Here is a 19,559-nt window from a genome sequence, read left to right on the forward strand (position 1 = left end):
GTAAATGTTGAGATCAGTGTACAAACAACAAGCTGAACCAAAGATTAACGAAATGAATAGTAAAGAAATTAGGGTCAGTGTCATTTCTGAGGACAATAGAAAAGGGTTGACCGAAGCCAACCCTTTTATTTAATCGAAACCTTTTAGGCGTTTATTTAAGTTGAGATTTAACGTGCTCAACAATATCCGCCATCGCTACTGGAGTTTTCTCGCCAGTACGACGGTTTTTGTATTCGAAGTTACCTTCATCCATGCTGCGATCGCCAATCACGATAGTGTGAGGGATACCGATCAACTCGATGTCAGAGAACATCACACCTGGGCGTTCTTTACGGTCATCAAATAGAACTTCGATGCCCATAGCAGTTAGTTCAGCGTATAGCTTCTCTGCTGCTTCTTTTACGCGCTCAGATTTGTGCATATTCATTGGCACGATTGCTACTTGGAAAGGTGCAATTGCGTCTGGCCAAATGATGCCGTATTTGTCGTGGTTCTGTTCAATCGCAGAAGCAACAACACGCGATACACCGATGCCGTAACAACCCATCTCTAGGATTACGTTTTTACCGTCAGGGCCAAGAACGCTACAGTTCATTGCTTCTGAGTAAACGTTACCAAGTTGGAAGATATGACCAACTTCGATACCACGTTTCAGCATTAGCGTACCTTTACCACATGGGCTTGGATCGCCTTCTACTACGTTACGTAGATCTTCTACTTGACCCAGTTCAACGTCACGACCCCAGTTAATACCGAAGTAGTGTTTACCGTCGATGTTTGCGCCAGCGCCAAAGTCGCTCATGACTGCTACGCTGCGGTCAACGATGAATGGCAGTTCTAGGCCTACAGGGCCAAGAGAACCAGGGCCAGCACCGATCAGTTCACGAATTTCTTCTTCTGATGCCATCTCTAGTGGAGAAGCCACTTGAGGTAGGTTTTCTGCTTTCACTTCGTTTAGCTCGTGGTCACCACGAACGATCAACGCAATGATTGGTGCATCGATTTCGTCAGACGCCTTAACAAATAGCGTTTTAACGGTTTTCTCGATAGGTAGACCGTGTTGCTCAACCAACTCTGCGATTGTTTTCGCGTTTGGAGTATCAACTAGTGTCATTTCTTGAGTTGGTTCTGCGCGTTCTACCGCAGGCGCTAACGCTTCTGCTTTTTCGATGTTCGCTGCGTAATCAGACTCAGTAGAGAATGCAATTAGGTCTTCGCCGCTGTCTGCAAGTACGTGGAACTCTTGAGAGCCGCTACCACCGATAGCGCCTGAGTCCGCAAGTACTGGACGGTACTCAAGACCCATACGGTCAAATGCTTTACAGTAAGCATCGTGCATTGCTTGGTAAGATTTCTCTAGACCTGCTTTGTCGATGTCGAAGCTGTATGCATCCATCATGCAGAATTCGCGTGCACGCATTACGCCGAAACGAGGACGACGTTCGTCACGGAATTTAGTTTGGATTTGGTACAGGTTTAGCGGAAGCTGTTTGTAAGAGCTCACTTCATTACGCACAAGGCTAGTGATCACTTCTTCAGCTGTTGGGCTAAGTACAAACGGACGAACATGACGGTCAGTAAAGCGAAGTAGCTCAGGACCCATCTTCTCGCTGCGGCCTGTCTCTTCCCATAGTTCAAACGGCTGAACAACGGGCATCAAAGTTTCGACTGCACCTGCATTGTCGATTTCTTGACGAACGATGTTTTCGACTTTACGCAGCACACGTAGACCAGTAGGCAGCCAGGTGTAAAGACCTGAAGCCAGCTTACGGATCATACCTGCACGTAGCATGAGCTGGTGGCTCACTACTTCTGCGTCGTTTGGAGTCTCCTTCAGAGTAGAAAGAAGATAATTACTGGTACGCATTAAATTTATCCGTTTATTAAAGTTAGTTACTCAAGCCAGAATGGACAGGAGTATGAAGGTCCCAAGAAGGGAAAATTGTTAGCCGTCTATAATATCAGCCAATTGGCTTTGTCAAAAGCTTTCAATCGCCGTAACCGTTATTAAGTTGCTATTCACGCTGAACTTAACGTTCAGATCGAACAAATTTACCGCATATTCCTTGGTATCCGGTTTGTTCTTCTTGTATGCAGGACGTGGATCCTGCGCCAGAACTTGTTCGATCACCGATTGTACATATTGAGTATCGGATCGCTTTGCTAGCATCGCCAATGCTTGAGACGAAAAGGTGACGTTCGATTTTTCAGGCTCTTCACCAGCGTAGCCGCCAATCGCTTCAGGAATGGCATCTGAGTAAGGAATATAAGGTTTGATGTCGACAATCGGTGTGCCATCGACCAAATCAACACTGCCAAGATCAATATATATTTGATCACCTTTCTTCGTGATGCCTTTCACTTCGACTGCCGACATTCCAATGCCATTTGGTCGAAAGGTAGAGCGCGAAGCAAACACGCCAATACGCTCATTTCCACCCAAACGAGGAGGCCGTACGGTTGGTTTCCATCCTGCCTCCAAATTTTGGTCAAACAGAAACAATAACCAGACGTGAGAGAACTGTTCTAACCCGCGCACCGCTTCTGGGCTATTTGCCTCGCCTAACAGTTTTACTCGCGCTTTAGCGGCTGGAACTAGGCGCGGTTGGCGAGGGACGGCAAACTTCTCTTTGTAAGGGGTTTCAATGATGCCAATCGGCTCAATCGAATACATAGCAATTTTCTTCAAGATTCATTTAAGTGAAAAAGTATCACAAATTTCTCTTGCATTTCTTATTGGGAATGATTATTAATTAAAATGTTATAACATAACAATTTAGTTTGAAGGAAATTGAAATGAAACCAGGAATCCATCCTGACTATCGTCCAGTGGTGTTTCATGACACAAGTTTGGATGAATACTTTGTTGTCGGCTCAACATTGAAAACCGATCGCACCATTGAGTGGAAAGACGGAAAAACATACCCGTACTTCACATTGGATGTGTCGTCGTCTTCTCATCCGTTTTACACAGGTAAGCAACGAGTGGTTCAAGCGGAAGGGCGTATTGCTAACTTCAACCGTCGTTTTGGTCAATTTACTAGTGACAAGGAATAAGTCATGAAAGTTGTGAAATCACTTAAAAGCGCGAAGAGCCGTCATCCTGACTGTCAGATAGTGAAAAGAAGAGGGCGCTTGTACGTTATTTGTAAGACAAATCCGAGGTTCAAAGCTGTACAAAAATAACAGTAGAAACGAACAACAAAGGGGTGTGTAGCGAAATTGAAGGTATTTTCGTACATGACAACGGATGATTGCCTCAGCAGCTATGAATCTACACGCCCACCTAATACTCGCCAAGTGCCAACGTTTATTCGCTCGTGCTTGGCATGGTTTTTACTGGCACGACTTCGTCGTTATTCAAGTCAAAATTGAACGTTTGCCAGACTGCTCGGCTCTTTGAGCTTACACCACACACTATCTTTGCATTCGACTTTATATAGGGATTAGGCATTCCTGCATATCTAATGGTTATATCTTTGTTTAATTTATAATGTTGGTTAATTTGTTTTATATGGATGAAATATCTACATTTATGCAAATAACTGGTTATAAATTTGCCATTGATTTACAATTCGTAACGTTTTTGGCTTTTAATTGACTCTTTACTCAAGTACCCTTCGCTCGCTTTGTGACATTTTTTTCACAATTGCACAGGAATAAAAACAAGGAGGGAACAGATGAGTTCATCTGCTTCAATTAAACAAAACTCACCTAAGAAGCCGTTGTTTACGCGCTTTTTGGATACTGTCGAATATTTGGGGAACCTGTTGCCCCACCCGATTACACTATTTGCCATTTTCTGTTTAGCCATTTTGGTGATGTCGGGTATAGCTGGTTACTTCGAAGTATCGGTTGTCGATCCTCGTCCTGAGGGAGCAAAAGGTCGTGCTGCAGACGGCATGATTCAAGTGGTCAGCTTACTTAACGCTGACGGTCTAGAGCTTATTGTTACCAATCTAGTGAAAAACTTTGTTGGTTTCGCACCGTTAGGCACGGTATTGGTTGCGATGCTTGGTGTTGCAATTGCGGAATACTCGGGCCTACTTTCAGCAGCAATGCGTGGCCTAGTAATGGGCGCGTCACAACGTATGGTGACGGTTACGGTTGTTTTTGCTGGTATCATTTCAAACACCGCTTCTGAGCTTGGCTACGTGGTTCTTATCCCACTAGCTGCAATGCTTTTCCATTCCCTTGGTCGTCACCCTCTTGCTGGTCTTGCGGCAGCATTTGCTGGTGTATCGGGCGGTTACTCAGCAAACCTTCTAATTGGTACGGTTGACCCACTACTTTCAGGTATTACTGAGACAGCAGCTCAAATGATTGACCCGACTTACACTGTTGGACCAGAAGTAAACTGGTACTTCATGTTTGTGTCGACGTTCTTCATCGCGGGTATGGGTGCATTCGTTACAGAGAAAATCGTTGAGCCGAAACTTGGCAAGTACAACGAGGAAGAAGCGGCTGAAGATTTGTCTAACGACAAAATGGGCAACCTAACTGACCTTGAGAAGAAAGGTCTGAAAGTTGCTGGTCTTGCTGTGTTGGTTGTGTCTGCTTTGTTGGCTTGGACGATTGTTCCAGAAGACGGCATTCTACGCTCAGACGCTGGCACTGTTGCAGGATCCCCATTCCTGAAAAGTATCGTAGCTTTCATCTTCGTATTCTTTGCTATCCCTGGCTTTGTATACGGTAAAGTCGTTGGCACGATGAAAACCGACCGTGATGTTATCGATGCGATGTCTAAATCAATGTCTTCGATGGGCATGTACATCGTGTTGGTGTTCTTCGCTGCGCAGTTTGTTGCTTTCTTTAAGTGGACGAACTTTGGCCAAGTATTTGCCGTTGCAGGTGCTGACTTCCTGCAAAGCATCGGTCTGACTGGCCCTATGTTGTTCTTCGCATTCATTCTAATGTGTGGCTTCATTAACCTGATGATCGGTTCTGCATCGGCGCAGTGGGCCGTGACAGCTCCTATCTTCGTGCCAATGCTAATGCTAGTGGGTTATGCTCCAGAAACCATTCAAGCGGCTTACCGTATCGGTGATTCAACCACGAACATCATCACACCGATGATGAGCTACTTTGGTTTGATTTTGGCGGTAGCGACTCGCTACATGAAGAATCTAGGTATCGGTACGCTGATCGCGACCATGCTGCCTTACTCAATCTGCTTTATCGTAGGTTGGAGTCTGCTGTTCTACCTATGGGTATTCGTATTTGGTCTACCAGTCGGCCCGGGCGCTGCAACGTATTACACACCGTAATACTTAGGGCACCTCACACAGCTCCAAAAAAAGCCTGCGATATTCGCAGGCTTTTTTGCATGTTTGAAGTACGAACTCTGTTGAGTCTTATTTCATCGATGGATCATTTCAATGCTTGAAAGAAAGGCCTTTATCGCTTCGCGAGGATTCTATCTAGATGGTTTGCAAACTCGCGGCGTTCGGTTTGCGAAAGTGCCGCAGGTCCGCCAGTTTGAATACCGCTTGAGCGCATGGTTTCCATAAAGTCACGAATATTAAGACGCGCTTTGATGGTGTCTTTGGTGTAAAGCTCGCCACGAGAGCTCAACGCTAGAGCGCCTTTAGTGATGACTTCATCGGCAAGTGGGATATCGGATGTGATGACCAAATCATTTGGCTCCACACGACGAACAATTTCGTTGTCAGCAATATCAAAACCTGCAGGGACTTGAAGTGAGTGAATGTTGGCTCTTTTTGGCACTGGTACAACGTGATTGGCGACAAAGGTACACTCTACGCCGGTTCGTTCTGCGGCACGCACGATGGTCTCACGGATCACTTTAGGACAAGCGTCTGCATCTACCCATAACTTCATTCTTATTTCTCACCCACTTTTGCTTCTAGCTCTTTAATACGAGCGGTTAATTTTGCGACTGTTTTTTCAAGTGCCGTCAGGCGATCTTCTTCTTTCGATAGTGGCGCAGTGACTTCTACTTTTGGGACATGATTCGCGCTCTTCCAGCTTTTGATAACAGTAATGAGTGCAGGCATTGGGACTGGTGTCTTCATACGTGCTTTCACTAGTGCAACCGTTGGCTCTTTACCTTCTCGTTGCAGCTGCTCCATCACAGCTTCCAGCTCTTTCGTGACGTCTTGAGTTAACATTTTCAATCCTTAATAACGATATAGTTGTCATCATACTTTGAGAGGTGGGATTTAGCGAATAGCAATTTCGGTAGTGGGTTGTGAGAGATCTCTTACATAGCGTGTAAGAGAAAACGATTTCGTCATCAGTTTTACAGAAAAGTTCCAGTGTAAGATTTTGATAAATAATGATTTAACATGTTATTAACCGTTGCGAATAAAAAAAATTGTTTTAGGGTAGATTGTGAAAGCTAAGGAAAAGCGTAAATTTAACCTTGTCAGCAGGAAGCAGACACGGAACAGGAAAGCACCAAGGATTTGGTTATCGTCAGGAAGACGATTTGGTTAATCAGGATGATTGATCAAGCATGGAGCGCAGGACATTGTAAGGAAGCAATCATCAATAGGATGTTGATGACTAAGGATAGACAATGGACCCCTCATAGGATTGAGGTTATGGACAGCATCAGGAAGATGCAAGGGACACCGCTCAAGGAACAAGTGATGTGCGCTAACGGGGAATGTTAGCTATCAGGATGATAAGGACACCGCTAGGACGGCGACGTAAGGACTGAGCTGACGGAATCAGCCACTATTATGGATGATGCATGGAGCACTATTTAGTAGCCGGACTGCTGCGAGTAAGACCATGACCCCGATACATTCGTGTCGGGGTCTTTCTTATTTTCGATAGTAAAACCGTCAATGTCACAAAATTTATAAAATCCTAATAACACTTAATAAAAAACAATCCAGATCAATATCCTTTCCAATCAGTTGGTTTAACTTTCGGCTTCTCTACAAGGCGTTATCTCCCGCAGTCACTTGGCAGGCTCAGCTTCGCTTAGCTTGTGATATGCGGATTAATTAAGTTTGCTGTAATCAAGGAACAGATGTGGCCATAGTAACCAGAAGAATGCTTCTTCTACCCTACAATGAGTCGTTGCAACTAGAATTCGTTATGCTTAATTGCTGCGCGAAAAACCGTGCCGAAATGAATGGTCCTCATACAGTAGCGTCTGCCAAACAGTTGTTTGAGAAAATACTGGATGACGAAAATATTTATAGTATGGCGGTACTTGAGAGTACGAGCCGTGACTATATGGGGCATGTATTCATTTCCCATCTCGATTCCGAACCCGAATTAGGTTTTATTTTTGATAAGGCGTATTGGGGTAAAGGGTTAGCGACAGAAGCGCTAAAAGCGTTTTTCCCTAAAGCGTGCCGCGAATTGGAACTACATAAGGTGAAAGCGAATGTAAACAGCAATCACCAAGCATCAATGGCGGTATTGGAAAAACTGGGATTTGTTAAAACAAGAGAAAGTAAGGACTTATTCGGCCCTTACTTTGAAATGGAATTTACAAGCGATGTGGCGGTAGGTGAAAGCTCTGCGGCCTGAATCCAACCATAGTCAATTGGCCTTGATAGCAGTCATCGCCAAGAGATGAAAATTCAAATTGATACACTGTATGCCAACGCCAGACTCCGTCTGGCGTTTTCAGTTTGTGTGCTCCCAAAGCGATGCTAACGAGCTGAAGATCTAATTGCTCGCATTTTCGTGAGATGGCAACTTTGGCTAACTCAGATTGACGTCGTTGTTGCCAAAATAGAAAACAGAAAAAGCACAGTCCAAGTATTGCCAGTAGATCTCCTATCATCCTTAATCCTTTCTTATCCCTTTGTGGCTTGCTGCAATTTGATGAGTGCAGTGGCTAGCTCTTCCGATGGGCTAGAGTGCAGCAAAGGTAGCAATACCATTCTTAGCTCTGGCAGCATAACTAAATCGGCAAATAATTGATTGAACAGGGTTTGATTGCCTGTTTGTGCGAGTCGCAGCAAAAATTGTTCAGCGATTTTTGCATCAGAAAGAAGGTGCCATGCTCGTCCCGCAATACCGATCAGTACTTCTTGGTGACTTAAACGAGGGCTTTGCAAAATCGCTTCTAGTACTGGTAAAGAGACTTCAGTTGGAGCGCCTGCTAACGCGCGAGTTAATGCCGATAGCAAGAACAAATCTGGTTCTGTGCTGTGAATCTCTTGCTGCGCTTTTTCTGCGATACGCTGCGCTAGTCGTTCTTGTAAGTCGACATGCTCAAGAGCACCAAGCAGTGCGTATAGAGGCTCGTTAGGTAAATGATTGAGAGCTTTACGCAGAGTGACCGCATTTTGCTCTTTACCAAGGCGTGCGGCGACATCGGTGATTCCTTGCAGGCCAACCGTCTGCCAGTTTTCCCAGCCTAGATCGCCTGTGAAGTAGTGCTGTGTATGTTCGTAATATTGGCTGGTGGGTAGATCCAAATTTGCTCGAACTTGGCTGTGGAATACCGCCATCTTGTCTTCAGAAGGTTTGAACGTGTATGGATTATTGGAGAGTTTTTGTTGTTGCTCTTCAGACATCTCTTCGCTTAGACGAGTGCCCATGGCTTCAACTACGTATTTAATGAAGTTGCCAATATCAGATTGCTTGAGTAAGCCGCGCTCATCCAGTTCAAACTTTAAAAACCAAATCCAAGGTTGTTTTTGTTCATTCCAATAAGCAATCGCTAAATGTGCTTTACGCTGCATTGGGTATGGGTAAGGGCACTGACCTTTTTCAACATCGGCGAACAATTGTGAATCGATCGTTTTGATGCGTCGACCAAGGTCGAAGATTTGATATTCACAATGACTGTTTTTCAGTAACTGGGTGAGGGTTTGAATGTTTTCCATTAAATACGACGTCCTAACGTTCTTTTGACAAGAAATGGTATCATTCTCGGCTAATTCAAGGTTCGAGATGTAAAAGTTAATGACAACAAGCACAAAACTGGTGGAATTACTGTACCAACTTGAAGCACAACTTCAAAAGCACGAGCTATGGCAACAAACCATGCCGTCGCCAGAAGCGTTGCAAAGTGTGGAGCCTTTCGCGATAGATACGCTTGATCCACATGAATGGTTGCAGTGGATTTTTATTGCTCGAATGCACGCTTTAGTAGAAAGTAGCCAACCTTTGCCAAGAGGTTTCTCTATTGAACCTTATTTTGCAGAAGCGTGGAAGCAAGAACCGCAGTACGCAGAGCTTTTGAACACGATTCGAACTATCGACGAACTATGTAAGTAACTTCAATGTCAGAACAAGAAACATCACAAACCGTGGCTCCAGTAGAGTTGGAGATTGTTTATCAAGATGAGTATTTTGTTGCGGTGAACAAGCCCGCCGGCATGTTGGTTCATCGCAGTTGGCTAGATAAACACGAAACTCAGTTTGTCATGCAGACTCTGCGAGACCAAATTGGTCAGCATGTCTTTCCGTTGCATCGCTTGGATCGTCCGACTTCTGGCGTTTTGGTGTTTGCGCTCTCCAGTGAAGTGGCTTCTCAAGTGATGCCAATGTTTGCGGAGCACAAAATGGAGAAGACCTATCACGCGATTGTCCGTGGTTGGATTGAGGAAGAGGGCGTTTTAGATTACGCGTTAAAAGTCGAATTAGACAAAATTGCAGATAAGTTCGCCTCACAAGAGAAAGAAGCTCAAGAGGCCGTAACCGCTTACAAACCACTGGCGAAAGTGGAAGTGCCTTATTCGACGGGCAAGTTCCCAACAACGCGCTACTGCTTGATGGAAATGAAGCCCAAGACTGGTCGCAAGCACCAATTGCGTCGTCACATGGCCCACCTACGTCACCCAATTGTGGGGGACACATCGCACGGTGATGGTAAACACAACAAATTGTTCCGTAACGAATTTAATTCACACCGCTTGCTGTTACATGCTTCGGAGCTGCGTTTTGTGCATCCGTTTACAAATGAAGAGCTAGTGATGAAAGCGAGTATCGACGATACGTGGCAGCAATTGTTTACTCGATTTGAGTGGGACGAAGAGCTCGTTAAGTAAAGAGGTTGTGCTCTAGCGAAGAGAAATAGAAAAGGGTTGGCATGTTTACCAACCCTTTTTGCTGTTTACCGATTCTCAAAGGCTATTTGAGTTTTTCTAGATCCGCTTCGATCTCGGCGATCTTGCTAGAAACGACTTTTTCTAAATGGCGAAGATCAGAAAGAATCTTTTGTTTTACATCCAGTTCAGACACTTTCGCTGGTTTTGTGATCTTGTTGAGTTCGTCGATAACCAAAGTAAGGTTACGGTTGATTTCCGTTACTTCCTTGTATTTATGACTACCGCTATCAACTAAGACATTTTTTACTTGGCGTGGGTATTTGAATTTGACGCTTTTGGCAAAGAACTCGCCTTTTTGCTTATGGAAGTAGATTTTGAGCACGTCTTTATGTGCTTCTTGACGTAGGGAATAACGTTCAATCTGCTTGGGATCATGAATACCCAAACCAGTGAGGTGGGGATACATAGGCTACCTCTGTTACATCTAATTGATATTGATATAACTGTAGCAGCCTATGTATGAGCTAGATAGCTGATATTTAGCCAAATTGCTCAACTTGTGGACAAGATCGCCCTCACTCTGAACCGGATGTTTTGGCAGTTTCGAATTAGGCAGTGACGGCGTCAGATAACTTCTCGATCAGTTTGTCTCTCAATTCATTTTGCTGTTCTTCGCTGAGTCTACCGCCAGCTTCGCTAGTGAGAATAAATAAGTCCTCTGCTCGTTCGCCGATGGTCGTGATCTTTGCGCCGTGGAGGTTGATATTCAAATCGGCAAAAGTACGTCCGACTTTGGCTAGTAGTCCCGGAGTATCGAGTGCTACAAACTCCATCAAGGTGTGTTTCTTCCCTTTTGTTGGTAAGAAATCGACTTTGGTTTTCACATTGAAGTGTTGAAGTTTATTTGGGGTGCGGCGCGTTTTAATCTTCGTCGGACGACCCGCTTCCAGTACGTGAGTGAGGTGTTTAATCACGGCAGCATGGCGAGATTCGTCAATGGCTTCTCCATGTTGGTCGAGCACCATGAAGGTATCAATCACGTGGCCGTCTTTGCTGGTCATGATTTGTGCGTCATGAACGTTAAAGTTACGACGGTCGAGCTCCGCCACCACGGTAGCAAACAACGCTGGTTGATCTTTGGTGTAGACGAACACTTCTGTACCACCACGCGTAGCTTTTTTGCTGATAAGTACCAGCGGCTTGTTTGGATCATCCATACGGAGCAAATGCGCACAATGCCAAGCGATTTGAGTGTGAGTATGGCGCAAGAAATAGTCGGCTTTGAATCGTTGCCACAACACTTCGATTTGGCGTGCAGAAAACCCTTCTTTGCGCAGCAATGCGGAAGCCATTTGTTGGTTATGGCGAATACGCTCACGCACATCAACCGGATTTTCTAATCCGCGACGCAGTGCGCGTTGCGTTGAGTAGAAGAGCTCGGCAAGCAGCGTGCGTTTCCAAGCGTTCCACAACTCTGGATTGGTTGCGCAAATATCCGCAACCGTGAGACACACCAAATACTCAAGAGATTCTTCGTCACGAACTTGTTTCGCAAACTCTGTAATGACGTCAGGATCGTAAATATCGCGTCGTTGTGCGGTGACTGACATGAGAAGGTGATGCCTCACCAGCCAGCCCACTAACTTAGCTTCTGGCTTCGACAGCCCGTGTTCAATACAGAAATCGTACGCTTCACCTTCACCAATCACTGAGTGATCACCACCGCGACCTTTACCAATATCATGGAAGATTGCTGCAATGATCAGCAGTTCTTTCTTTTGCATGCGAGGGTATATGTCGCAACAAATCGGATGCTTCGCGTGGTTGTCTGGATTGTTAAAGGTATTGATGTGTTTGAGTAGGCGAATACTGTGCTCGTCAACCGTGTAGGCGTGGAACAGGTCGAACTGCATCTGACCAACAATCTGGCTCCATTGCGGTAAATATGCGGCCATAACTCCAAGTCTATGCATCAAACTGAACGCTTTATGAAGTGCATTTGGGTGTCGACATAACGCTAAGAATTTTTCACGAGCCGCTGGAATCGTGTGTAAAAACTTGTTTAAGCGGCGACGTGCAGTACGCAGTTGTCGCAGGGTTGGAGGGCTTACCCCCTCAATGGTTGAGTCGTTTGCGATATGCAAAAACATATCAAGAATAGTTTCAGGTCTGGCTTGGAATAGCGCGGGTTTTCTGGCTTCGATTAACGATCCACGACGTTGAAAATCTGCATCCAAAATTTCTGCGTTTTCAGTCGCGCCACCATTGATGATGGCTTGATCAAACAGTTTGAGCAGCATTTTGTTTAATTCTGCGACGCGACGAAGTGTGCGATAAAACTCTTTCATCATCATCTCGACGCCGCGATTGCCTTCACCAACATAACCGAGGTTTTCGGCCACTTGTGCTTGATGTGCGAAGGTCAAACGGTTGTCGTATCGGCGAAGTTCAATGTGCAGCGCAAAGCGGACACGCCACAAGAAGTCCTGACACTCCACCAGTTCGCGGTATTCCGCATCGGTAAGAAAGCCGTAACGGCTCATCTCTAGCAGAGATGTGGCGCCAAAGTGACGGCGCGCTACCCAGCTCAAAGTGTGAATATCGCGAAGACCTCCTGGGGTCGATTTGATGTCGGGCTCTAAGTTATAGGTCGTATCGTGGTAGCGAGCATGACGTTCGCGTTGTTCTTGGATTTTTGCGCGGTAGAAGGTTTCGCTCGGCCAGAAAGAGTCGGATAGCACGACCTTTTTTAGAGCTTGGAATGTGTCTTCGCTGCCACAAAGCAGACGTGCTTCTTGTAGGTTAGTGGCAACCGTTAGATCGTCACGACCGATTTGTGCACATTCATTGACAGTGCGAACCGCATGGCCAACTTCCAGTTTTAAGTCCCATAGTAAGGTAATAAATTCACTGATTTTCGCTTCTAACGCGGTCGGCAGTTTGTTGTTAGAAAGAACAAGAATGTCTATGTCGGACAACGGATGCAGTTCACCGCGACCATATCCGCCCACGGCCACTAATGAGATGTTGTAAATGTCATTAAAACCGAAGTATTGCCATAAACGCGTCAGCAGCAAGTCCATGTACTCTGCGCGAGCCAATACTAAGCTGGTCACAGGGTGATGGTTAAGAAACTCTTGTTTTTGGGTTGAGCTGAATTTTTCTAACTCTTGTTTTAGTTCGCCGATATTGATTTGTTCGTCGGAAAACATAAGAGGGGACTGAAGTGGCATATTTGCTATCCGTGCAAGCTAAAAGTAAAGATCTACAAACCTTTCTAATTTAACAAATCTCGCGGAGATAAAAAATATCCCCGCATGAGCGGGGATATTGAAGTCATTCTTAGTTACGCATTTTTCATTAGGCGAGGAATCGTATCATCACTGCGTAGCGTTAATACTTCACAACCATCTTTGGTTACCACGATAGTGTGTTCCCATTGCGCTGAGTTTTTGCCGTCACCTGTGTATACAGTCCAGTCGTCTTGTGCGTCAACAGTACAACCGAATTTACCTGCGTTGATCATTGGTTCAATAGTGAAACACATGCCTTCTTTAAGTACGCGGCGGTCTTTGTTCTTGTAGTGAACCACTTGTGGTTCTTCGTGGAACTCATCACCGATACCGTGACCACAGAAGTCTTTAACAATAGAGAACTTATTGCGAGGGTTGTTCTTATTGTTTTCTTTGATGTATTTCTCGATAGCTGTACCGATATCACCAACAGTTGAACCTGGTTTAACGGTACGCATACCGACATAAAGTGCTTCTTGAGCAACCATGCATAGACGTTTGTTGGCTGGTGAAACATCACCGACTAGGAACATTTTAGATGTGTCACCGTGGTAGCCTTGAGGGCGTACACTTAGGTCTGCATTCTCATCGTTCGGGATGATCACAGTGATATCAACGTTAAGAATGTCGCCATCTTTTAGTACCGCCGGCTTCATTTGGCCGTTGCTACCAATCTCGTCTTTTTCAGCAGGAATACCGTGACAAACAATATGGTTGATAGACGTACAAATCGACTTAGGGAAACCATGGTAATCAAGCGGTGCAGAGTATGCGCCTTTTTCTAGAGCGTATTCATGACAGATTTTGTTTAGTTCGTCTGTCGTAACTCCCACCTGAATATGTGGTTCGATCATTTCTAGAATTTCTGCGGCCAGCTTGCCCGCAATGCGCATGCGTTCGATTTCTTCAGCAGTTTTAATCTTGATTGACATTGGCTTTCTCTACTTATTCGTAAGCACGTAAACGTGCGAATGGCCGCATTCTATCAGACATCTGGCGGTTAACCCAAGCCAGTTAAGAATATGAGTCATTCTTACTTGAAGTGTAGTAATAGAATCTGGCCGAGAGTAGGGTAGCATTCCTGCTAATGTGACAAGTATAAGAAACAATTTTTACTAGCCATCTTGAGCTAAAATATGATATAAAGCGCGCCGGAATAGAGGACTGTTCTCTTCGCTCTGCATAAGCTAAGCGGCGAAGCAAGCTTCATCCGATTAACCTTTTTATCTTTAAATCACACACATTCCGTCACATGTTCCGGGGTGCTGAGCAGAAGCTTGGTCGGAATTATGGGGGATGTGGAGGCCTAACCCCATAGAGGATTTTAAAATGGCAACTGTATCAATGCGCGATATGCTGAAAGCTGGTGTTCACTTCGGTCACCAAACTCGTTACTGGAACCCAAAAATGAAGCCATTCATCTTTGGTGCACGTAACCGCGTTCACATCATCAACCTAGAAAAAACTGTACCAATGTTCAACGAAGCTCTAGCTGAACTAGCTAAAGTTGGCGAGAAAAAAGGTAAAGTTCTATTCGTAGGTACTAAGCGCGCTGCATCTGAAGCTGTTAAAGAAGCTGCAATCGCTAGCAACCAGTTCTACGTGAACAACCGTTGGTTGGGCGGTATGCTAACGAACTACAAAACTGTTCGTCAGTCAATCAAGCGTCTAAAAGAACTTGAGATTCAATCTCAAGACGGTACTTTCGACAAACTAACTAAGAAAGAAGCTCTAATGCGCACTCGTGAAATGGAGAAGCTAGAGAAATCTCTTGGTGGTATCAAAGACATGGGCGGCCTACCAGACGCTCTATTCGTAATCGACGCTGATCACGAACACATTGCAATCAAAGAAGCTAACAACCTAGGTATTCCAGTATACGCTGTGGTAGATACTAACTCTAACCCAGACGGCGTTGACTACATCATCCCAGGTAACGACGACGCGATCCGCGCAGTTCAACTATACCTAAACGCTGCTGCATCTGCAGTAACTGAAGGTCGCAACAAAGACGTTGCAGTAGTTGCTGAAAAAGACGGCTTCGTAGAAGCTGAATAATAGCGGCTCTGTGTCACACTTAGTTTATGTGAAACCTTGTTGTAGCATAGACTGAGTTATAGTTAGCATCGGGGGCCGACAATGTAGGCCCCTGTTTTTTACCTTATTTCGAATCAAACGAGGAATAGAGAATGGCAACTGTAACTGCTGCTCTAGTTAAAGAACTTCGCGAGCGCACTGGCGCTGGCATGATGGAATGTAAGAAAGCGCTTGTAGAAGCAAACGCTGACATCGAACTAGCAATTGAAAACATGCGTAAATCTGGCGCAGCGAAAGCAGCTAAGAAAGCTGGTAACGTTGCAGCTGAAGGTGCGATCATCATCAAAGAAGAAAACGGTTCAGCTGTTCTTCTTGAAGTTAACTGCCAAACTGACTTCGTTGCTAAAGACGGTAACTTCACTGCGTTTGCACAAGAAGTTGCAGCTGCAGCTCTAGCTTCAAAAGCTACAGTTGAAGAGCTACAAGCGCAATTCGAAGAAGCTCGCGTTGCTCTAGTTGCTAAAATCGGCGAAAACATCAACATCCGTCGCGTACAATACGTTGAAGGTACTGCAATCGCTTCTTACCGTCACGGTGAGAAAATCGGTGTAGTTGTTGCTGGTGAAGGCGACGCTGAAACTCTTAAGCACGTAGCAATGCACGTTGCTGCTTCTAAGCCAGAGTACGTAAACCCAGAAGACGTACCAGCTGACGTAGTTGCTAAAGAGAAAGAAGTTCAAGTTGAAATCGCTATGAACGAAGGCAAGCCAGCTGAGATCGCTGAGAAGATGGTTGTTGGCCGCATGAAGAAATTCACAGGCGAAATCTCTCTAACTGGTCAAGCATTCATCATGGAACCTAAGAAAACTGTAGGTGAAATGCTGAAAGAAAAAGGTGCTTCAGTTGCTACATTCGTTCGCCTAGAAGTTGGTGAAGGTATCGAGAAAGCAGAAGGCCTAAGCTTCGCTGAAGAAGTTGCACTAGCTCAAAAAGGTTAATCCTTAGAGACTTGTGTAAAGATTAGACCGTGGCCTTGGCTGCGGTCTTTTTATGAGCAGTAGACGATTAGCCGTGATGAATAACCATAAGCAAGCTTGTGATTATTCATGACTGTTAATCAACAACTCTCTTTGGAAGGTAAACTCCATGACTACGAACCCTAAACCAGCGTATCAACGTATTCTATTAAAACTGAGTGGTGAAGCTCTTCAAGGTGAAGACGGTTTTGGTATTGATCCTGCGATCCTTGATCGTATGGCACAAGAAGTTAAAGAACTTGTTGAACTGGGTGTTCAGGTTGGTGTAGTTATCGGTGGCGGTAACCTGTTCCGTGGCGCTGGTCTTGCAGAAGCTGGTATGAACCGTGTAGTGGGTGACCACATGGGTATGCTTGCTACAGTAATGAACGGCCTTGCGATGCGTGACGCTCTTCACCGTGCATATGTAAACGCGCGCGTAATGTCTGCAATTCCTCTTAAAGGCGTATGTGACGACTACAATTGGGCTGATGCAATTCGCGAACTTCGTCAAGGCCGCGTTGTAATCTTCTCAGCAGGTACTGGTAACCCATTCTTCACAACAGACTCTGCTGCGTGTCTACGTGGTATCGAAATCGAAGCTGACGTAGTTCTAAAAGCAACGAAAGTTGATGGCGTATTTACTGCTGACCCAGTAGCAAACCCAGACGCAGAGCTGTATGATAAGCTATCTTACGCAGAAGTTCTGGATAAAGAGCTTAAAGTAATGGATTTGGCTGCGTTCACACTTGCTCGTGACCACAAAATGCCTATCCGCGTATTTAACATGAACAAGCCAGGCGCACTACGTCGCGTGGTGATGGGCGAAGAAGAAGGCACGCTGATCAACTCTGACGCATAATTCTAATACGCCATCCAAGCAACGTTGGGTGGCGTTTCGCTTTGCTCAACCCTTTTAAGCTTTCTTCAGGAAAGATGACATTTTTAAGGTGAAACCGTGATTAACGAAATCAAAAAAGACGCGCAAGAGCGCATGGACAAAAGCGTTGAAGCGCTAAAGAACAACCTTTCTAAAGTTCGTACTGGTCGTGCACACCCAAGCCTACTATCTGGTATCTCTGTTGAGTACTACGGTGCTGCTACTCCTCTTAACCAAGTAGCGAACGTTGTAGCTGAAGACGCACGTACACTAGCAATCACAGTTTTCGACAAAGAACTAACTCAAAAAGTTGAAAAAGCGATCATGATGTCTGACCTTGGTCTAAATCCAATGTCTGCTGGTACGATCATTCGCGTTCCACTTCCACCACTAACAGAAGAGCGTCGTAAAGACCTAGTTAAGATCGTTCGTGGTGAAGCTGAAGGTGGTCGTGTTGCAGTACGTAACATCCGTCGTGACGCAAACAACGATCTAAAAGCGCTTCTAAAAGATAAAGAAATCTCTGAAGACGAAGATCGTAAAGCACAAGAAGAGATCCAAAAACTAACTGACGTAGCAGTTAAGAAGATCGACGAAGTTCTTGCTGCAAAAGAAAAAGAGTTGATGGAAGTTTAATACTCCCACCTACATCACTGTTGGAAAACGCTGTGCTCACAGTGCAGCGTTTTTTTGTGTTAATCTATCCAACTGATGGAACTCAATTAACTCCCTATGCAAAATTCTCAAGCCTTCTCTGACTCCCTCCCTAAGCATATTGCCATCATCATGGACGGTAATGGTCGCTGGGCTAAGTCCAAAGGAAAACCTCGCGTATTTGGCCATAAAAAAGGCGTTAATGCCGTTCGTAAGACCGTTGCTGCGGCTTCTAAACTTGGCATTAAAGCGATGACATTATTTGCTTTTAGTAGTGAAAACTGGCGTCGTCCGGAGGAAGAAGTTGGTCTTTTGATGGAACTGTTCATCACAGTCCTGTCTAGTGAAGTAAAAAAGCTACATAAAAACAACTTACAGTTACGTGTTATTGGTGACACAAGCCGCTTTAGTGAGCGCCTACAAAAGAAAATTGTAGAAGCGGAAAATCTAACGGCAAGCAACACCGGTATGGTGATTAACATTGCGGCCAATTATGGTGGTAAATGGGACATCACAGAAGCGGCTAAAGCACTAGCGCTTAAAGCTCGTAACGGTGAAATTCGTGTAGAGGATATTAATGAGCAGTTAATCACTGAGCATTTGACCATGGCAGACCTACCAGAGGTGGATCTTTTGATCCGTACTAGTGGGGAATGCCGCATTAGCAACTTCATGCTGTGGCAAATGGCTTATGCTGAAATGTACTTTACGCCAGAGTTTTGGCCAGAGTTTGACGAAGACAGCTTAGTTGAAGCTGTGACGTGGTTTATTAACCGTGAGCGTCGTTTTGGCTGTACTGGTGAACAAGTAAAGGCATTGATGACGGCTCAATAAGGACTAATTAGTTTGAAACAGAGAATAATAACAGCACTAATTTTAGCTCCCCTGGTTATTTTAGGCATTTTTAAGTTACCCCTAATGGGCTTTATTATCGCGTTGACGGCGATAACACTGTTAGGTTTTTGGGAGTGGACACAATTTACAGAAAGCAATTCTCGCATTGCTGCACTGATTCCGGCAGCCGTTGTTACCGGACTTAGTTTTCTCTTTATCTCACCTGACGCACATAGCTTAAACCATTTAAGTACACCTCATTATGTTGTGTTAGGGCTTGGTTTTGTGTGGTGGATTATTGCGAGCTTGATGGCAATTACTTACCCGAAAACCACAAAATCTTGGCAAGGCAACCTTGTTTTACGACATGTTTTTGGTTTTCTGACATTACTCCCTTTTCTTTGGAGTGTAATCATTCTAAGAGCCTCAGACATTTCCGTAGATCCATACCACGGTGCAAAGCTCGTAATGTACGTTTGCTTCTTGGTATGGGCTGCAGACAGCGGTGCTTACTTCGCTGGTAAAAGTTTAGGCAAGCGCAAGATGGCACCACATGTTAGCCCAAACAAAACGATTGAAGGTCTTATTGGCGGTATCATCGCGGCACTGATTGTTGGCTGGTTGTTCGCCGATTGGTTCAATATCCAGTTCACGAGCCCAATTCATATGATCATCATTACGTTGATCACGGTCGTGATTTCTGTATTGGGTGATTTAGTCGAAAGCATGTTTAAGCGTGTTTCTGGCATCAAAGACAGCAGTAACATCATTCCAGGCCACGGTGGCGTATTAGATCGCATTGATAGCCTGACTGCTGCATTTCCAGTCTTTGCTCTTCTATACTACGTATTCTAAT

The 19,559-nt window shown here is 44.9% G+C and carries 21 protein-coding genes; 12 read left to right on the plus strand and 9 right to left on the minus strand.

Features of this window, described 5'->3' with window-relative positions; translation table 11 throughout:
- Positions 1–151 precede the first annotated feature (151 nt).
- Both UF05_RS04380 and tsaA read right to left on the minus strand, forming a co-directional pair.
- On the minus strand, positions 152–1,867 hold the full coding sequence (locus UF05_RS04380; protein ID WP_005479053.1) for a proline--tRNA ligase: 1,716 nt from the start codon (positions 1,865–1,867) through the stop codon (positions 152–154).
- Positions 1,868–1,978: 111 nt separating this feature from the next.
- The gene (tsaA, locus tag UF05_RS04385) at positions 1,979–2,674 is read right to left on the minus strand and encodes a tRNA (N6-threonylcarbamoyladenosine(37)-N6)-methyltransferase TrmO (RefSeq protein WP_017447760.1); all 696 of its coding nucleotides are present in this window, start codon (positions 2,672–2,674) and stop codon (positions 1,979–1,981) included.
- A 122-nt stretch (positions 2,675–2,796) separates the two neighbouring features.
- Between tsaA and UF05_RS04390 the strand changes: the two genes are divergently transcribed.
- The 3 genes from UF05_RS04390 to UF05_RS04395 all read left to right on the plus strand — a co-directional run bounded on the left by UF05_RS04390 (position 2,797) and on the right by UF05_RS04395 (position 5,267).
- Positions 2,797–3,057, plus strand: coding sequence for a type B 50S ribosomal protein L31 (locus tag UF05_RS04390; protein WP_025795090.1), 261 nt, complete (start codon positions 2,797–2,799; stop codon positions 3,055–3,057).
- Positions 3,058–3,060: 3 nt separating this feature from the next.
- Positions 3,061–3,186, plus strand: coding sequence for a type B 50S ribosomal protein L36 (ykgO, locus tag UF05_RS23965; RefSeq protein ID WP_005380299.1), 126 nt, complete (start codon positions 3,061–3,063; stop codon positions 3,184–3,186).
- Between the two features lie 494 nt (positions 3,187–3,680).
- Positions 3,681–5,267, plus strand: a complete 1,587-nt coding sequence (locus UF05_RS04395; protein WP_005484923.1) for an AbgT family transporter — start codon at positions 3,681–3,683, stop codon at positions 5,265–5,267.
- A gap of 130 nt (positions 5,268–5,397) precedes the next feature.
- Here UF05_RS04395 and UF05_RS04400 read toward each other — a convergent pair whose 3' ends face one another.
- Together UF05_RS04400 and UF05_RS04405 are read right to left on the minus strand one after the other, a co-directional pair.
- Positions 5,398–5,841, minus strand: a complete 444-nt coding sequence (locus tag UF05_RS04400; RefSeq protein ID WP_005456606.1) for a YaiI/YqxD family protein — start codon at positions 5,839–5,841, stop codon at positions 5,398–5,400.
- Positions 5,842–5,843: 2 nt separating this feature from the next.
- Positions 5,844–6,131, minus strand: a complete 288-nt coding sequence (locus tag UF05_RS04405) for a hypothetical protein (RefSeq protein WP_043038175.1) — start codon at positions 6,129–6,131, stop codon at positions 5,844–5,846.
- Between the two features lie 895 nt (positions 6,132–7,026).
- Here UF05_RS04405 and UF05_RS04410 point away from each other — a divergent pair.
- Positions 7,027–7,512 (plus strand): GNAT family N-acetyltransferase, encoded by a 486-nt coding sequence (locus UF05_RS04410; protein WP_021452994.1) that lies wholly within the window; start codon positions 7,027–7,029, stop codon positions 7,510–7,512.
- Here the strand turns inward: UF05_RS04410 and UF05_RS23975 are convergent.
- Positions 7,472–7,771: a DUF3301 domain-containing protein gene (locus UF05_RS23975; RefSeq protein WP_079856709.1), complete on the minus strand. Its 300-nt coding sequence runs from the start codon at positions 7,769–7,771 to the stop codon at positions 7,472–7,474. The two genes, UF05_RS04410 and UF05_RS23975, sit on opposite strands and share 41 nt — an antisense overlap.
- Before the next feature lie 13 nt (positions 7,772–7,784).
- A complete protein-coding gene (locus UF05_RS04415) occupies positions 7,785–8,822 on the minus strand; it encodes a DUF3549 family protein (RefSeq protein WP_045545044.1) in 1,038 nt (345 codons plus the stop codon).
- Positions 8,823–8,901: 79 nt separating this feature from the next.
- Between UF05_RS04415 and UF05_RS04420 the strand changes: the two genes are divergently transcribed.
- Together UF05_RS04420 and truC are read left to right on the plus strand one after the other, a co-directional pair.
- Entirely contained in the window at positions 8,902–9,216 is a 315-nt protein-coding gene (locus UF05_RS04420; protein ID WP_023584124.1) for a YqcC family protein, read from the plus strand.
- A 5-nt stretch (positions 9,217–9,221) separates the two neighbouring features.
- On the plus strand, positions 9,222–9,989 hold the full coding sequence (truC, locus tag UF05_RS04425) for a tRNA pseudouridine(65) synthase TruC (RefSeq protein WP_025795087.1): 768 nt from the start codon (positions 9,222–9,224) through the stop codon (positions 9,987–9,989).
- An 82-nt stretch (positions 9,990–10,071) separates the two neighbouring features.
- Here the strand turns inward: truC and UF05_RS04430 are convergent, their stop codons facing one another.
- The 3 genes from UF05_RS04430 to map form a co-directional block, all read right to left on the minus strand.
- Positions 10,072–10,455, minus strand: coding sequence for a DUF3461 family protein (locus tag UF05_RS04430; RefSeq protein WP_005456756.1), 384 nt, complete (start codon positions 10,453–10,455; stop codon positions 10,072–10,074).
- Between the two features lie 142 nt (positions 10,456–10,597).
- Entirely contained in the window at positions 10,598–13,222 is a 2,625-nt protein-coding gene (gene glnD, locus UF05_RS04435; RefSeq protein ID WP_025522346.1) for a bifunctional uridylyltransferase/uridylyl-removing protein GlnD, read from the minus strand.
- Between the two features lie 113 nt (positions 13,223–13,335).
- Positions 13,336–14,214, minus strand: a complete 879-nt coding sequence (gene map / locus UF05_RS04440) for a type I methionyl aminopeptidase (RefSeq protein ID WP_005456732.1) — start codon at positions 14,212–14,214, stop codon at positions 13,336–13,338.
- A gap of 397 nt (positions 14,215–14,611) precedes the next feature.
- Between map and rpsB the strand changes: the two genes are divergently transcribed.
- The 6 genes from rpsB (at position 14,612) to UF05_RS04470 (ending at position 19,558) form a co-directional block, all read left to right on the plus strand.
- Positions 14,612–15,340, plus strand: coding sequence for a 30S ribosomal protein S2 (gene rpsB / locus UF05_RS04445; RefSeq protein ID WP_005456727.1), 729 nt, complete (start codon positions 14,612–14,614; stop codon positions 15,338–15,340).
- Between the two features lie 131 nt (positions 15,341–15,471).
- Complete coding sequence (gene tsf / locus UF05_RS04450; RefSeq protein ID WP_005456729.1) at positions 15,472–16,317, plus strand: translation elongation factor Ts; 846 nt, start codon at positions 15,472–15,474, stop codon at positions 16,315–16,317.
- A gap of 148 nt (positions 16,318–16,465) precedes the next feature.
- On the plus strand, positions 16,466–17,197 hold the full coding sequence (gene pyrH / locus UF05_RS04455; protein ID WP_005494271.1) for a UMP kinase: 732 nt from the start codon (positions 16,466–16,468) through the stop codon (positions 17,195–17,197).
- A 96-nt stretch (positions 17,198–17,293) separates the two neighbouring features.
- Positions 17,294–17,851, plus strand: coding sequence for a ribosome recycling factor (gene frr, locus UF05_RS04460; protein WP_005456723.1), 558 nt, complete (start codon positions 17,294–17,296; stop codon positions 17,849–17,851).
- Positions 17,852–17,947: 96 nt separating this feature from the next.
- Positions 17,948–18,703, plus strand: coding sequence for an isoprenyl transferase (locus tag UF05_RS04465; RefSeq protein ID WP_005480970.1), 756 nt, complete (start codon positions 17,948–17,950; stop codon positions 18,701–18,703).
- A 12-nt stretch (positions 18,704–18,715) separates the two neighbouring features.
- Positions 18,716–19,558, plus strand: a complete 843-nt coding sequence (locus tag UF05_RS04470; RefSeq protein ID WP_005480977.1) for a phosphatidate cytidylyltransferase — start codon at positions 18,716–18,718, stop codon at positions 19,556–19,558.
- Position 19,559 lies beyond the last annotated feature (1 nt).

Source organism: Vibrio sp. S457-15, from assembly GCF_000960545.1.
GTDB classification, from domain to species: domain Bacteria; phylum Pseudomonadota; class Gammaproteobacteria; order Enterobacterales; family Vibrionaceae; genus Vibrio; species Vibrio parahaemolyticus.